At 49.5% G+C, this 13,505-nt stretch carries 15 protein-coding genes; 11 read left to right on the top strand and 4 right to left on the bottom strand.

Annotated elements, in window-relative coordinates:
* Positions 1-62: 62 nt before the first annotated feature.
* Positions 63-1,535, top strand: a complete 1,473-nt coding sequence (locus GJJ30_RS17260) for a sensor histidine kinase (protein WP_154176402.1) — start codon at positions 63-65, stop codon at positions 1,533-1,535.
* 113 nt (positions 1,536-1,648) lie between these two features.
* Positions 1,649-2,326: a response regulator transcription factor gene (locus GJJ30_RS17255; RefSeq protein WP_154176401.1), complete on the top strand. Its 678-nt coding sequence runs from the start codon at positions 1,649-1,651 to the stop codon at positions 2,324-2,326.
* A 114-nt stretch (positions 2,327-2,440) separates the two neighbouring features.
* Here GJJ30_RS17255 and GJJ30_RS17250 read toward each other — a convergent pair whose 3' ends face one another.
* From GJJ30_RS17250 to GJJ30_RS17240, 3 genes are all read right to left on the bottom strand, one after another.
* On the bottom strand, positions 2,441-2,728 hold the full coding sequence (locus GJJ30_RS17250) for a PIN domain-containing protein (protein WP_154176400.1): 288 nt from the start codon (positions 2,726-2,728) through the stop codon (positions 2,441-2,443).
* Entirely contained in the window at positions 2,710-2,931 is a 222-nt protein-coding gene (locus GJJ30_RS17245) for a hypothetical protein (RefSeq protein WP_154176399.1), read from the bottom strand. Before GJJ30_RS17245 ends, GJJ30_RS17250 begins: the two co-directional genes overlap by 19 nt.
* A gap of 94 nt (positions 2,932-3,025) precedes the next feature.
* Positions 3,026-3,799: a recombination directionality factor gene (locus GJJ30_RS17240; RefSeq protein ID WP_154176398.1), complete on the bottom strand. Its 774-nt coding sequence runs from the start codon at positions 3,797-3,799 to the stop codon at positions 3,026-3,028.
* 258 nt (positions 3,800-4,057) lie between these two features.
* Between GJJ30_RS17240 and GJJ30_RS17235 the strand changes: the two genes are divergently transcribed.
* The 3 genes from GJJ30_RS17235 (at position 4,058) to GJJ30_RS17225 (ending at position 8,494) form a co-directional block, all read left to right on the top strand.
* Positions 4,058-6,115 carry a caspase family protein gene (locus GJJ30_RS17235; RefSeq protein ID WP_170299210.1) on the top strand — a complete coding sequence of 686 codons (2,058 nt, stop codon included), beginning with the start codon at positions 4,058-4,060 and terminating at the stop codon, positions 6,113-6,115.
* Positions 6,116-6,283: 168 nt separating this feature from the next.
* Positions 6,284-7,195 carry a helix-turn-helix domain-containing protein gene (locus GJJ30_RS17230; protein WP_170299209.1) on the top strand — a complete coding sequence of 304 codons (912 nt, stop codon included), beginning with the start codon at positions 6,284-6,286 and terminating at the stop codon, positions 7,193-7,195.
* Between the two features lie 180 nt (positions 7,196-7,375).
* Entirely contained in the window at positions 7,376-8,494 is a 1,119-nt protein-coding gene (locus tag GJJ30_RS17225; RefSeq protein ID WP_154176395.1) for an epoxide hydrolase family protein, read from the top strand.
* 7 nt (positions 8,495-8,501) lie between these two features.
* On the opposite strand, the gene GJJ30_RS17220 is transcribed toward GJJ30_RS17225, so the two are convergent.
* Positions 8,502-8,771, bottom strand: coding sequence for a hypothetical protein (locus GJJ30_RS17220; protein WP_154176394.1), 270 nt, complete (start codon positions 8,769-8,771; stop codon positions 8,502-8,504).
* A gap of 85 nt (positions 8,772-8,856) precedes the next feature.
* On the opposite strand from GJJ30_RS17220, the gene GJJ30_RS32700 reads away from it, so the two are divergent.
* The 6 genes from GJJ30_RS32700 (at position 8,857) to GJJ30_RS17190 (ending at position 13,504) form a co-directional block, all read left to right on the top strand.
* On the top strand, positions 8,857-9,060 hold the full coding sequence (locus GJJ30_RS32700; protein ID WP_154176393.1) for a DUF6597 domain-containing transcriptional factor: 204 nt from the start codon (positions 8,857-8,859) through the stop codon (positions 9,058-9,060).
* Positions 9,061-9,290: 230 nt separating this feature from the next.
* The gene (locus tag GJJ30_RS32670; protein ID WP_369008983.1) at positions 9,291-9,434 is read left to right on the top strand and encodes an AraC family transcriptional regulator; all 144 of its coding nucleotides are present in this window, start codon (positions 9,291-9,293) and stop codon (positions 9,432-9,434) included.
* A 125-nt stretch (positions 9,435-9,559) separates the two neighbouring features.
* Complete coding sequence (locus GJJ30_RS17205; RefSeq protein ID WP_154176392.1) at positions 9,560-10,354, top strand: SDR family NAD(P)-dependent oxidoreductase; 795 nt, start codon at positions 9,560-9,562, stop codon at positions 10,352-10,354.
* Between the two features lie 11 nt (positions 10,355-10,365).
* Complete coding sequence (locus GJJ30_RS17200; RefSeq protein WP_154176391.1) at positions 10,366-11,280, top strand: helix-turn-helix domain-containing protein; 915 nt, start codon at positions 10,366-10,368, stop codon at positions 11,278-11,280.
* Positions 11,281-11,438: 158 nt separating this feature from the next.
* A complete protein-coding gene (locus tag GJJ30_RS17195; protein WP_154176390.1) occupies positions 11,439-12,119 on the top strand; it encodes an OmpA family protein in 681 nt (226 codons plus the stop codon).
* A gap of 128 nt (positions 12,120-12,247) precedes the next feature.
* Positions 12,248-13,504 (top strand): putative DNA modification/repair radical SAM protein, encoded by a 1,257-nt coding sequence (locus tag GJJ30_RS17190; protein WP_310588325.1) that lies wholly within the window; start codon positions 12,248-12,250, stop codon positions 13,502-13,504.
* The last annotated feature ends 1 nt before the right edge of the window (position 13,505 follow it).

The following is a 13,505-nucleotide window of genomic DNA, read 5'->3' as shown; positions in this document are numbered from 1 at the left end:
TTAGTGTTAAACAGTGTTAAGATGCTTTGCCAGACCGCCGGATGTGGGATACATTTGTGTCTATGAAGCAGCGCATTCGGTCGATATTTGTCTTGATGACGGTTTGTATTCTGGGCGTCCTGGCGTTTCAGGCTTACTGGCTGTATACCAGCTACCAACTGCACGAGCAGCAGTTTCGGCGGACGGTGCGGGGTGCGTTTATTTCGGCCGTTGAAAAACAGCAACTCAGCGATGCCCGGGTACTGTTTGGGAGCGATGGGCCTGACAGGCGGCAACACTTCCGGTCTCGTCTGCGTGACCCGGAATTAGATGAGGAGCCTCAGGAGCGGATTACCGTTAATAGGCGGAAAGACAGTGTTTTTGTTCAGGTCGACAACCCGGACTCCAGCAGCCGGGAACGAATGAAGGTCAGGGTGGTTCGGGGTAATCGGCAGCCGAAATACAACGTTCTTGTTGACACCATGACCCGTAAAATCTCTAAGATGCTGATTCTGAACTGGTCGGGTAATCACAAATTCAACCTGAAAACGTTCGATTCAACCTACCGGGCCGAGCTGCATTTGCGCGATGTCGATGCCGATTATCAATTGGATACGATTCAGCTAAAGCCGGAGATGTTCGAAAAAAAGATGGATAGTCAGGCGATGGCCCGATTGGGCGAGCCCATTAAAACTCCACCAATGCCGATCAACCCCGTTAAAAACCAGTTTCTGCAAGCGACATTTGAAACACCAACGGGATACATCCTGCGAAAGATGGACTGGTTGCTGGCCGGTTCGGCACTGCTGATGGCGCTGACAATCTGGTGTTTTCTGTACATGTTATCGACGATTCTGAAACAGAAAAAACTGTCGGAAATCAAGAACGATTTCATCAATAACATGACCCACGAGCTGAAAACGCCCATTGCGACGGTTTCGGCGGCTGTGGAAGCCATGCAACATTTCGGCGCGCTGAACGATCCGTTGAAAACGAAAACGTACCTGACTATTTCCAAAAATGAGTTGCAGCGCCTGTCTGATCTGGTCGAGAAGGTGTTGAACATGGCAGTCGATGAGAAAAAGGAACTGGAACTGAACCGCGAATGGCTCAAACCCGCCGAACTGATTCAGGAAGTGGTGGGCAATCACCAGCTCAAAGCCGTAAAACCGGTCGACATCGCGGTGGAAACCGTGCCGGAAAACGCCCGCGTGCAGGCCGACCGGTTTCACTTGGGTAATGCTATTAACAACCTGATTGACAACGCAATAAACTATTCGAAGGAGTCGGTCGAAATTCGGATCAACAGCCAAACCGACGAGAACGGCTGGCAACTGACGGTGCAGGACAACGGCAACGGCATTCCGAAAATGTACCACGAAGCGATATTCGACCGGTTTTTCCGGGTGCCAACCGGAAACCTGCATCCGGTAAAGGGCTTCGGGATGGGGCTTTCGTACGTCCGACAGGTAGTCGAAAAACACGGCGGCCGCATCGAAGTCTCCAGCGAACCGGGGCATGGGAGTGTGTTTGTTATCTGGATTCCGAATTTTTAGAGTTTAGAAGTTATATAGCAGAGTTTAGCGGAGTAAAAAGAGTTAAGCGAAGAAAAGTAGACTCTGCTTAACTCTTTTTACTCCGCTAATCTCTGCGAAACATTCAATTACTTATGCCAACTGTACTTTTGATTGAGGACGAACTTTCGCTGGGGATGATTGTCAGGGACAGCCTGGAAGTGCGCGGGTTTACGGTTTTGTATGCGGCTGATGGCGAGGAGGGGTTCGGATTGTTTAAACAACATAAACCAGACATTCTGGTGGCTGATATTATGATGCCCAGGCTCGACGGTTTTTCGCTGGCCGAACGCATCCGGCAGATCGACGCCGAGGTGCCGATTATCTTTCTGACCGCCCGGTCGCAGACCGCCGATGTGGTCCGTGGTTTTGAGTTGGGCGGGAATGATTACCTGAAAAAACCGTTCAGCATCGATGAATTGATTGTCCGGATCAAGTCATTGCTCAACCGAAACCGCTCCCTTCGTCCACCGACACCGGATCGATTGCCTATCGGCAGTTACCAGTTCGATTACCCCAAGCAAAAGCTGGCCTGGAACGGCAAGGAAACGGCCATTTCGCACCGGGAAGCCGAATTGCTGAAACGGCTCTATGAGCAGCGAAATCAGGTGTTGGAGCGCTCCGCCGTGCTGGTCGATCTATGGGGAGACGACAGTTTTTTCAACGGACGGAGCCTGGACGTATTCATTACTCGCTTGCGTCGGTATCTGAAAGACGATCCGCAGGTGCAGATTGTGAATGTGCGCGGAGTGGGATATAAGCTTATCGTGTGAGACGTAGCTTTTTGTCAACCCTGGGATTGTAAAATTGAATTCCTTTTATAAAACGGAAATCCTTTTTGTTACGGGTGTAAAGCGGCAGATTCAGGTCGAGGGCAGTAGCTGCAATTACGCATCGCCAATAAATAGTCGGCCACCATTGTGCTCAAAAAGCAGCTGTGTAAATCGCTGGGAAATGTATTTGTCGATATGAATAATTGTAAACTTATTGATCAATTCTTTCGTTGCCCGAATTTCCTTTTTAAACATTCCCTGGTACAATTCGGCCTCAGTAACGGCACTGATGGAAAGTCGCCCAAAACCAATCTGATCAAGTTCCTGACGAACAGTTTGATCTTCACGAAAGTAATCGACAATTATGTTGGTGTCACACAGAATCAGCGCTTTCTTGTCCATGATTTGCGCCGAATCTCCTGAAAATCCCGTTTGTCTTTTTTCCAGGGACCGGCGTAGTCTGACGGTTTCTCCCCAGGTTGCGCATTGGATGGAATAATGGATCGCACATTATCATCCGTCACTTCAATGGAAGGAATCGTTTTTAGTAAGTCACTAACGACTTTATGCTGGTTGTCTGGTACGTTAATCTGAATAGTCCGCATCGGCTTTGAGTTGATAAAAGGCGATTCATTGGGTAACGCTCCTTTCGTTTGATCAGTTTATTTTGGTCTCAAATATCAACAAAATCGTTCAAATTTATTCTCCCAATGGCAACTGCTCCGGTTTTTCGCCCTGCTCGCTCAGCCAGCGGCTCGCGTCGGCGTTGGGGTTTTCGCGGAGGAAGCGGGCCAGGCGGTGAGCGGTTTCGAACGAAAACTGCGGCACCAGATCGACAATCGGATATTGATACACCATGCCCGGTTTGTTCGTCTTCACCTTTTTTACCTTCAATAAAAACGGTAAATACTGCACACTGCCGAACAACTTCTTATACTCGTCAAACTTGTTGCGCAGGTTCGGAATCGTGGTCTGTACGGCGCGCGTGCTGAACTGCCAGTAGCCCAGCAGCGGAATGTCACGAATCACGAACCGCAGGGTCAAAACCGGTAGCCACCGGATCAGTTTGGCTTTGGAAGGGTGGAGGCTTTTCTGCAAAAATGCCACAGTTTCATCCATAATCTGTGGGCGCCGTTCGGTGGTCGTCACAGCGTACTTTTTCAGTTCATCGTTCCAGATGTGGAAGGTATGGTTGTCACCGTAACCAAAGAGCTTGCCGTCGGCGGTCCGGATTTCGAGTCGTTCGTTGCAGACAAGCTCTTCCTGATCGGAATAGAACAAAATGGGCAATTCGGTGATGGTTTCTCCGTAGATTTTATGGACGGTTTCGGCGTGATCCCCGCGAATGCGAAAACTGTCGATGCTGCTGGGAACTACCTGTCCCGACCGCTCCACTTTCTCTCCCACGGCAATCCGCCCCAGTTCCGTCAGCGCCGACTGCGGGGGCTGCGGTTTGTCCGATTGAATACGCATGTTGTTGTTTACCTTCGATTCGACTGACAAATATAGGCAATCGGACCCAGCAATTGCTTATGATTCGGACGAACGCAATCACCCGCCCAACTTTTGCAAATGCCTTATAATGGAGAACACGGCGGGCTTACCGTTTCCATTGTGGTGCTAATTGTAGCTAAGGAAAAATGTTCGACCTTGAGAGCCTGTCAAACTCCAAAAATTCGGAATGACTGCTGGTTCCTATTATATTGCTCCGGAACGATCCTTCCTCCGTTTATGCGGCTATTTATCCTTATTCTGGGCGTACTGTATCTTCGGAGCAGCGTTGTGGCTGGCCAACCGCAACCACCTGCCAAACGTGCACTAATAATCGCCATCGGTAATTATCCGCGCAGCAGCGGCTGGTTAACGATCAACGCCCAGAATGATGTAATGCTGGTTCAAACGGCGCTAAGGAAGCAGGGATTCCAGGACATTAAGCTCCTGCAGGATCAGGACGCAGACCGAGTGGGAATTGTCAACGCTCTGAGAGACTTGATTCTACGTTCGCAAAAAGGCGATAAGATCGTCATTCATTTTTCAAGCCACGGCCAGCAAATTTCCGATAACAACAACGATGAAGCGGATTCCTTTGACGAAGCGATTGTGTGCTACGGGGCACCGCAGCAGGCCGAAGGGAGATTTGCGACCTACAACGGTGACCAGCACCTGCGGGATGAAGACCTGGGCCGAATGATGGATGAACTTCGTAAAAAACTCGGTTCGGATGGCGATGTCCTGTTGCTTGTTGATGCCTGTCATTCGGGAACCATTACGAGGGGAAGTACGGCCAAAATTCGCGGACATGCTCGTCCGTTGCATCTCACAGGGAGTCGACCGAACCGGCATCCGAACCCGTCCCATGCGTTTCTGTACCGCAAACCGGTCAGTCAGGAAGGAATGGCTCCTTACGTAGCTATTTCGGCCGCCAGTGCACGCGAGAGCAATTCGGAATGCTGGGCTGGAAAAATGCCGGTAGGTTCGTTGTCCTATGCCTTCAACCAGGCCCTGAACCGCCCGCGTCCGGCTGAAAGTTACCGGGGCTTATTTGCCCGAATCCAGTCGACAATGAAGCAGAAAGTACCGGGACAGACCCCACAGATCGAAGGAGACTACGATCGAAGGTTGTTTGGGGGGCAGGTGGTGGAACAGAAAGAGTATCTGACCGTCAAGGAGGTAGGTGACAATCGACTGGAGCTGGAAATAAACAGTGGACAACTCAGCGGTACCTTCGACTCCACGAAAGTAGTTATTTGTCAGGCCGGAACCGCCGATCCGAAAACCGCAGCGGTTTTGGCTACCGGCACCGTGGTACGGAGTGACCTCTATTCGGCTACTATAAAACTCAATAAACCGGTTATTGGAGCAAACCCCGCTAATTACTGGGTATTTGTAACTGAACATTCACTAGGCGACGTCGCGGTAACCATAATGCTCGATAGCCTGAAAAGTCCTGCCTTGCGCCAGCAGGTCCAGACCGAACTGCAACTTAATCGACTGGTGCGGTTTTCCGGACCGGTCGATCTTTACGCCCGGTCCGACGATGAGGGCCGCCAGGTCCGGTTTTACCACGCCGATGGCACACAACTCGACGCGGCCGTTTCCGTCTCGCAGTTGTCTGGCCTTTCCACCCAGGTTCAGCGATATGCTCAGAGTCAGTTTCTCCAACGTTTCAATTTCAACGGCAACCCGAGTGTGCAGTTCGATGCCCGGTTGATTCCACTGCGGTCCGACGCCAAAACGTCAGCCGATACCGCCAGTAGTTCCGCCCGTTGGCTGGTTGGGTCCTTGCTGGGTTTCGTGGCTGAAAAAACGCCCGCTGAGGCTAATAAAAAAGACCGGGCGGCATTACTGTTTAGTAACAAAGGAGCCGTAACTCTGTATTACAATGTAATCGATATCATGCCAAACGGCAGCGTTGGAGTCATTTTTCCCGACCCCAATGACCCCAACGACCAACCCGAAAACTACCGGGTAAATCCGGGTGAGACAAAATTGGCTTTCCCCTATATCCGGTTTGCACCCCCTTACGGCAAAGAAACGTTCAAAATTTTTGCAACCACCGAACCGGTCGACCTGCGGCAGGTGGTTGGTCGCCCGAGGGGGACTTCGGCTTCGCGTGGTTCGATGAAACTACTGGAACGACTTTACGACAATACCAACAGCATGACCCGTCTGGGGATGGGCACTCGCGGCAGTTCAACGGGCACTTTCCCCGACGATGCCAACATTGCAACGCAGAACTACGAATTTCTGATTTTGCAGGACCGGTCGTCCAATTCACCCAATGAATGAAATCCTACCGCATGTCCCATCTTCCGTACATCACATCGGGGACAGATTGAAGTTGAAAGTGAGCCAGGAATGAATACTACATTCTGCCCTTCTGTAGATCAGACGAGGTTACACCACTTCTTTTTTTACCCGTATTTGCCCATTTTGCATCAACGACGTTCAACCATTATGCAGAAAAAATTCAATCTGACCTCCTTCAATCTGTACGAGTTTCTTAAACACCAGAATTCCCAGGGCTTCAATGTTCCGTTCTTTCTGGCCGACAGACATACGTATCAGAATGCCCACGTTAATTTCCCTTTCCGGACTTTTACTTTTGGTCTGGGCATTACCTATACGGGTGACGGAGATGTCTTCAAAATCGGCAGTACCGATTACCTGGTGACCGCGGGTTGCCTCACCACCGTCGGGCCGGGGATGGTTTGCCAGTGGACCGGTAACTACACGGCGGAACACGATACGGTTTATTTTACTGAAGAATTGTTCGAGGGAATCCGAAGCAATGCATTTTTACATTCGCTGCCGTTCTTTTTTCACGGTGGGAGGCACGTAATCAAACTCCTGGACGACCAGACCAGGAAAATGGCTTCCCTGTTCGGTTTACTGAAAGAATTGAAAGACGATAAGAGTGCAGTTCCGGGCATTGTGCATTCGCTGCTGATGCTGGCGGACTCGTTTCACGCCGATCGGGAGAAAATGGTGGTGGGTGCAAGCCCGAACAACCCCGACGACATTTCCAGCCGCATTTCCAACGGGATCTCCAACCGCGAAAAGATCGTGCAGGCATTCAGAAAACTGGTTGCGGAGCACTTTCCGGAGCATAAGGAAGTCGCTTATTACGCCACAGCCCTGCATATCACGCCGAAATACCTGAGTGAAGTCTTACAGGCTGAATTAGGTAAGCCTGCCAAGGCGTTTATCGATGAATATGTGATGATGGAAGCTAAAAGCCTGCTGAAACAGACCTCGTTGACGATTCAGGAAATCTGTTACTGGCTTGGCTTTGAGGATGCTTCGCATTTTAACAAATCGTTTAAAAAGCAGACGAAAACGACACCGACCGAATACCGGAAAAGCTGAGCTGTTTAGCAGAGGTTTTTACTATCTTTCCCGCAATCCTTCCTACCTGCTCACCGCCTTCTCGCGATACCTTTGTTTTATTCAAACAACAGGACGCCTTGAAAAACGTCGCATTCATTTATTCACATTGCTCATTCTGAGGTGGGTGCCTGCTTTTTCACAAACAAAAAAAACACAATTATGAAAGGTATGGAGGTATTCAATGTAGCGGTTTCACAGCAGGTCCTGGATGATTTAAAAAGTCGTTTGCAAAACACCCGCTGGCCGGGAGAAGCGGAGGGTTCGGGCTGGCATTTTGGTACCAGCGAGGCCTATTTGAAAGAACTGGTACAGTACTGGCTCACCGGTTATGACTGGCGGGAACAGGAAACCGAACTTAACAAATACCCGCAGTACCTGGCCGATGTAAACGGTGTGAAAATCCATTTTCAATATATCCAGGGCAAGGGTGAAAATTCCAAACCGCTCATCCTGACGCATGGCTGGCCCGACAGCTATTACCGGTTTCATAAACTCATTCCTATCCTCACCGAAGGCGAGCAAAGTTTCGACCTTGTGATCCCTTCCATTCCCGGCTTTGGCTTTTCCGGAAAAACGTCCATGACCAGCGAGGCCGTTGCTGATTTGTGGAAAGAGCTAATGACCGAACAACTGGGTTATGGCAAATTCTACGCAGCTGGCGGGGATGTGGGCATGGGCGTAACCAAGGCTTTGGCTTCTAAATACCCTGACGTCGTGGCGGGCGTACACTTTACAGATATAGGTTACCCGATGGGTCAAGAGGATCCTGCCACCATGACCGAAGCCGAAAAGCAGTTTGCGCAGTTTGTACAGCAATGGTGGTATAGCGAAGGCGCCTATGCAATGGTACACGCTACCAAGCCGCAGTCGCTCGCTTATGGGCTGAACGACTCGCCTTCCGGGCTTGCAGCCTGGATACTGAGCTTCGGGAATGCGGGCGCTACTCCCGAAATCCTCGAAGCGGCCTTTGGCGGCAGGGACGCCTTGCTTACCAATATCATGATTTACTGGACCACACAAACCATTGCTACGTCGATGAGAATGTACAAGGCGGATGCCATTGCCCAGTGGAGCGGGGCGCAGCCTCTACAAAAATCGAACGTGCCGGCCGGTGTTGCGCTGTTCCCGCGGGAAGCCCAGTTTCCGAAAGAATGGGCCGAGCGTTTTGTCAATGTGGTCAGCTTCCGCCAAATGAAGGAAGGCGGGCACTTTGCAGCGCTGGAAGTGCCGGAGGTGTTCGCTACGGAGCTACGAACTTTCTTTTACAGCATCGATTAGGCACCAATCATGTGAGCCGGTGATGGCTTTCCGGCAAATCCTCCAGATTCAATCGCTGCCATGCCCAGTTGGTTCGCTTCGTTTCGCTGTACAGGATGTCGTTCCGCTTCGTTTCCAGCTGTAGCTTCCAGCGAAGTCCATGACGACTACCAATCAATAATTTTAGCAGTAAGCGGTTTTTGGCTGGATATAGAAAGACTTGAAAGTCGGGTTCGTTGGACAGTTGTACGGGGAGCGTATTGGGAGCATAGCGTCTGGGTTTTAATGGGTAGACCATCGAATACGGGCAGAATCGGAATCATCCGGCAGTTGCCCTTTCCCCGGCGTGGAAAGGGCAATTGACCTACCTAACGAATTGGTTTATGAAGTACCAGGAATTTACTCCCACCGGGAAACTGAGTGCATATATAGAATGCATCTACCTGTTCGAGTCGGATCAGTTGACTGGCGTGGATGATTTCGTCTTTCCTGGCGGAAGTATGGAAGTAATCTTTAATTTAGGCTCAGGTGTCTGGAAGACGGCTTCACCTGGCTTTTACCGACGAACCCCTGCCATCGAATTGTGAGGCCAGCTGACGAAACCGCTGCCGATCCGCTCGGAAGGAAAAAACCAAATGCTGAGCGTACGCTTCTACACCCATGCCATTGCGTCTTTTTTCAGGGAAGAAATTTGGGAGCTGACGGATCAGGTCTGTAATGCCGGTGACTACTTTGGTCCTTCCATTTACCACCTGCATGAGCGGTTGTTAGGCACGCCTTTGCTGACCCAGCGCATTGATCTGGTGGAGCAGTATTTATTAACCCGGTTGGGCCAATCGAAAGGGCCGGGTATTTCGACCAGTCTCATTTTATTCGCGAGTTTAGATCGTTTACGGGACTTACGCCATCCGATTTTCTGTTCGAGTCGTTTCCGGTTTCAGTAGCATTAAGCAACGGGTAGCCATTTCCTTATCCGCACGTCAAACTATCCCAGGATCATCTATGATTTGAACACAACGAACCGAAATTTGAACACGGTTTTCAGGACGACCTTTCTCATTTTTGCCTTACAAATAACAATAAGAAATGGACGTAACCTTAATAACTGGAGCTTCAGGCGGTATCGGTGAAGCCCTGGCCACTCAACTGGCCGCTCGAAAACATAATTTGCTGCTGGTAGCCCGCAGTGCCGATAAACTCGACCGGCTTTGTACACAACTCGCTGAATCGTATGGCGTTCAGGCTAATTGTATCCCGGCAGACTTGAGTAAGCCGGAGGCTGCCGGGCAGATTTATGAAGAATGTCGAAAAAAAAAGCTGACCGTCACCTTGTTGATAAACAATGCAGGTATTGGCTCCAGTGGCGAGTTTGTAAAAAATGATCGGCAAGCCGAGTTGGAAATGCTGCAACTAAACAATGCTTCTCTGGTGGCTCTCTGTCACCTTTTTCTACCCAATATGATTGCCAGCCGAAAAGGCGGTATTATCAATGTAGCCTCACTGGCTGCGTTTTTCCCAAGCCCGTATATGGCGGTTTATGCGGCTTCCAAAGTGTTTGTTCGCTCGTTTACCGAAGCCCTGACTCAGGAATGCAAACCTTACGGCATTCGGGTACTTTTGTTTAGCCCCGGTTTTACCAGTACCAATTTTATGAATACGCCCGCCAACGATAATGCCTGGGGTAAAGCACTGACCGATGGCGCGTATACGCAGACGGCCCAACAGGTTGCCATAGAAATGATTCAGGCGTGGGAAAAAAATGAAACCTTTCACGTATCAGGCCGCTTAAATGCCTGGAGCGTGCGGCTGGGAGCGTTGATTCCCAATGCCACCATCGCCCGCCTGTTTGCCAGTCGAAAACGAAAGCAAATGAGTCGCTAAGCCCAGGTGCCATGCAGAAAGAGATCCTACCAACCCTCAAAATAGATTCCATCGCCCAAAGCCATAAAGCCCTGGGTATTGCCAAGCCGAAGCATCCGTTGTTTAGCATTCTGCGATTTGAGGACTTGCCAAGAGTAAACAACGACAGGCGGGTGCGGTTAATTTTTGACTTTTACCAGATCGTCCTGAAAAAAGACTGTCCCGGCAAAATCCAGTATGGACAAACCCCCTATGATTTTGACGAAGGGGTCATGTCTTTTTTTGCCCCCAGGCAGGTCAGTATTCTGGATCCGGGCGAGGTATTGGCCAGATCCGGGTGGTTATTGAATATCCACGCTGATTTTTTCAGGACATTTCCATTCGGGAAAAAAATAAAGGACTACGCCTTTTTTGATTACGCCGTGAATGAAGCCCTGATCCTGTCAGAAGAGGAGGAACAATCGATTGATACGATCTTTCAACAAATTGAAAAAGAGTATCATCTGCCCATTGACCGGTATAGTCAGGACGTGGTCTTGTCGAATGTGGATTTGTTACTTACCTACTGCAATCGATATTATAACCGGCAATTTATTACCCGTGAGCCCAGACACAGCGAGTTGTTGAGCAGGGTTGACCATGTGATCCAGGAGTCATTGCGAAACGCAGCCGAGCACGGCCTGCCCACAGTCAATGACCTGGCCTCCCGGATGAACCTGTCGCCCAGCTACCTAAGCGATTGTCTGAAGCAACTGACGGGTCAAACGGCCCTGCAGTATATTCACGAAAAGTTGATCGAGCACGCGAAAGAAATCCTGGTTACCACTGACTTGTCAGTCAGCGAAATAGCATACCAATTGGGATTTGAATACCCGCAGTCTTTCAGTAAGCTTTTCAAAAGCAAGACCAACCAATCGCCGTTGGAGTTCAGGGCAACCTTTCATTGACCCGTTAACAGTAAAGATGGCCTCGCACGAACCCTGAGTGATACTTTGAACGCAATTGTTTAGAGCCAGAAAGACAGGAAGTTAATGCCGCCAACAAAGTCGCCTTTGCGAGAGTTTATACAATACGTATTCGAGAAATTCCTATCCGCCAAATTCCCATGAAAATAGTGCTCATCTTTTCAGCTTTGAAAGTGCTACTTTCTTCCCTGAACTATTTCCATACCAACAGGGCTCAGAATAAATCCTTAAACAACTCCATAGTATCAACAATCACAACGACGGAAAAATCGATTTCTCTGGAGGCAACTGCTTCCGTGGATAAAATTCCGTTAATGATGTCAACCGATCGAGCCCAGGTTGTTCCACCAAAGCAGAACCCCGCCAGTTCATCAAGCAACGGTAAACTAAAAATTATAGGTTCTGAAAATCAATACGATATACTTTTGCCAACTGACATCCTGTTCGATTTTGACAAGGCAACTCTGCGTCCAGAAGGGTTAACCCTTCTGGAAAGTGTTAAACAGCACTTCGCCACGCATGGAGTGGATCAGCTTCATGTGTGGGGACACACAGACTCAAAAGGCAATGATCAATATAATTTTAAGCTCAGTCAACGCCGTGCGATTGCGGTGGCTGACTGGCTAAAGAAAAACATTAAAACAAAAGGCCTGATCATGTCGGTTGGTCGGGGAGAGCAGGAGCTATTGGTTCCGAATACGAATCCGGATGGTAGTGATAATCCGGAAAACCGGCAAAAAAACCGGCGGGTAACCCTGTCAGTAGTCAAATACCCCAATGTCAATAAAATGCTGAACAAACCAAAAAATGCAACCCGATAACTTTTACTCCTTTCACTTCTTCAAAATCTGATTTAATCGGGATTTTTGCGGGAAAATGTGTCGGGTAAGTCGTGCTTGGTACTTCAAAAAATTGTATTTTTATCGACAATCATTGAAGGGATGAAATGGTGAATGAGCGAGTGCTGGAGAAATTGGAAATCCTGTCCGATGCCGCAAAATACGATGTATCCTGTGCCTCTGGCCAGAGTAAACGGGCCAATAAAGACAAAGGCTTGGGCGATTCCAAAGGTTATGGCATTTGCCATGCGTTCACCGAGGATGGGCGGTGCGTTTCGCTGCTTAAAATCCTACTGACCAATCACTGTATTTTCGATTGTGCCTACTGTGTAAGTCGAAAGAGCAACGACGTGAAACGGGCCGCTTTCACCATTGAGGAAGTCGTGGATCTGACCATTAACTTCTACCGCCGGAACTACATTGAAGGGCTGTTTCTGAGTTCGGGGATCTTCGACAGTCCCGACTACACCATGGAACGGCTGGTCAAAATTGCCCGGAAGTTGCGCACCGAGCAAAACTTTAACGGTTACATCCATTTGAAAGCGATTCCGGGCGCTAGTGAAGAGTTGATGAAAGAAGCGGGTTTGTATGCGGACCGACTGAGCGTCAATGTGGAAATGCCTACGGAAAAAAGTCTGAAACTGCTGGCGCCCGAAAAAAAACACCAGGATGTACTACGCCCAATGACGTATTTGAAAACCGAGATTGCCGGTTACAAAGAAGAAAAAAGTCGAAACCGTAAAGCACCGCTCTTTGCCCCCGCTGGCCAAAGTACCCAAATGGTGATCGGAGCCACACCCGAAAGCGATCTGGACATTCTGGGGATGTCTCATCATTTCTATAGTCAAATGAACCTGAAGCGGGTTTACTATTCGGGCTATGTTCCCATTAGTGACGACAATCGCCTGCCCTCCCTGGGCACCCCCGTACCGATCATCCGGGAAAACCGCTTATACCAGGCGGACTGGCTGCTTCGTTTCTATGGCTTTGAGTTCAATGAACTCGTGGGAATTGATCAGCCCAACCTGGAACTGGATGTAGACCCAAAGCTGAGCTGGGCTTTGCGGAACCTGGATCAGTTTCCGGTGGACATCAACTCGGCCGACCTGGAAATGATTATACGCATTCCGGGTATTGGGGTTCAAAGTGCCCGGAAAATCGTGGCAGCCCGTCGTTTTCGAAGGCTGCAACCCGAGCATCTCAAAACTATGGGCATCGCCTATAACCGGGCTCGTTACTTTCTGGCGTTCAGCCGTCCTTTTTCCCGGCAACCCGATTTTACCTCCAATCAACTCAAGCAATTGATTCTCACGGCGCAAAAAAGCAAGTACACGTCTGCTTTTTCGACCCAGTTAAGTTTATTTTGAT

The sequence above is a fragment of the Larkinella terrae genome, assembly GCF_009668025.1.
Taxonomy (GTDB): domain Bacteria; phylum Bacteroidota; class Bacteroidia; order Cytophagales; family Spirosomataceae; genus Larkinella; species Larkinella terrae.
Note: the sequence above shows the minus strand (reverse complement) of the source record. Positions and strands in the feature narration are given on the sequence as shown.

What these genes read in the sequence shown, in the direction of transcription:
- GJJ30_RS32700 (WP_154176393.1), top strand. Translation starts at nt 8,857, where the DNA reads ATGAAGTACCAGGAATTTACTCCCACCGGGAAACTGAGTGCATATATA.
- GJJ30_RS17205 (WP_154176392.1), top strand. Translation starts at nt 9,560, where the DNA reads ATGGACGTAACCTTAATAACTGGAGCTTCAGGCGGTATCGGTGAAGCC.
- GJJ30_RS17240 (WP_154176398.1), bottom strand. Translation starts at nt 3,799, where the DNA reads ATGCGTATTCAATCGGACAAACCGCAGCCCCCGCAGTCGGCGCTGACG.
- GJJ30_RS17245 (WP_154176399.1), bottom strand. Translation starts at nt 2,931, where the DNA reads ATGCGGACTATTCAGATTAACGTACCAGACAACCAGCATAAAGTCGTT.
- GJJ30_RS17220 (WP_154176394.1), bottom strand. Translation starts at nt 8,771, where the DNA reads ATGGTCTACCCATTAAAACCCAGACGCTATGCTCCCAATACGCTCCCC.
- GJJ30_RS17200 (WP_154176391.1), top strand. Translation starts at nt 10,366, where the DNA reads ATGCAGAAAGAGATCCTACCAACCCTCAAAATAGATTCCATCGCCCAA.
- GJJ30_RS17230 (WP_170299209.1), top strand. Translation starts at nt 6,284, where the DNA reads ATGCAGAAAAAATTCAATCTGACCTCCTTCAATCTGTACGAGTTTCTT.
- GJJ30_RS17235 (WP_170299210.1), top strand. Translation starts at nt 4,058, where the DNA reads ATGCGGCTATTTATCCTTATTCTGGGCGTACTGTATCTTCGGAGCAGC.
- GJJ30_RS17260 (WP_154176402.1), top strand. Translation starts at nt 63, where the DNA reads ATGAAGCAGCGCATTCGGTCGATATTTGTCTTGATGACGGTTTGTATT.
- GJJ30_RS17255 (WP_154176401.1), top strand. Translation starts at nt 1,649, where the DNA reads ATGCCAACTGTACTTTTGATTGAGGACGAACTTTCGCTGGGGATGATT.
- GJJ30_RS17195 (WP_154176390.1), top strand. Translation starts at nt 11,439, where the DNA reads ATGAAAATAGTGCTCATCTTTTCAGCTTTGAAAGTGCTACTTTCTTCC.
- GJJ30_RS17225 (WP_154176395.1), top strand. Translation starts at nt 7,376, where the DNA reads ATGAAAGGTATGGAGGTATTCAATGTAGCGGTTTCACAGCAGGTCCTG.
- GJJ30_RS17250 (WP_154176400.1), bottom strand. Translation starts at nt 2,728, where the DNA reads ATGGACAAGAAAGCGCTGATTCTGTGTGACACCAACATAATTGTCGAT.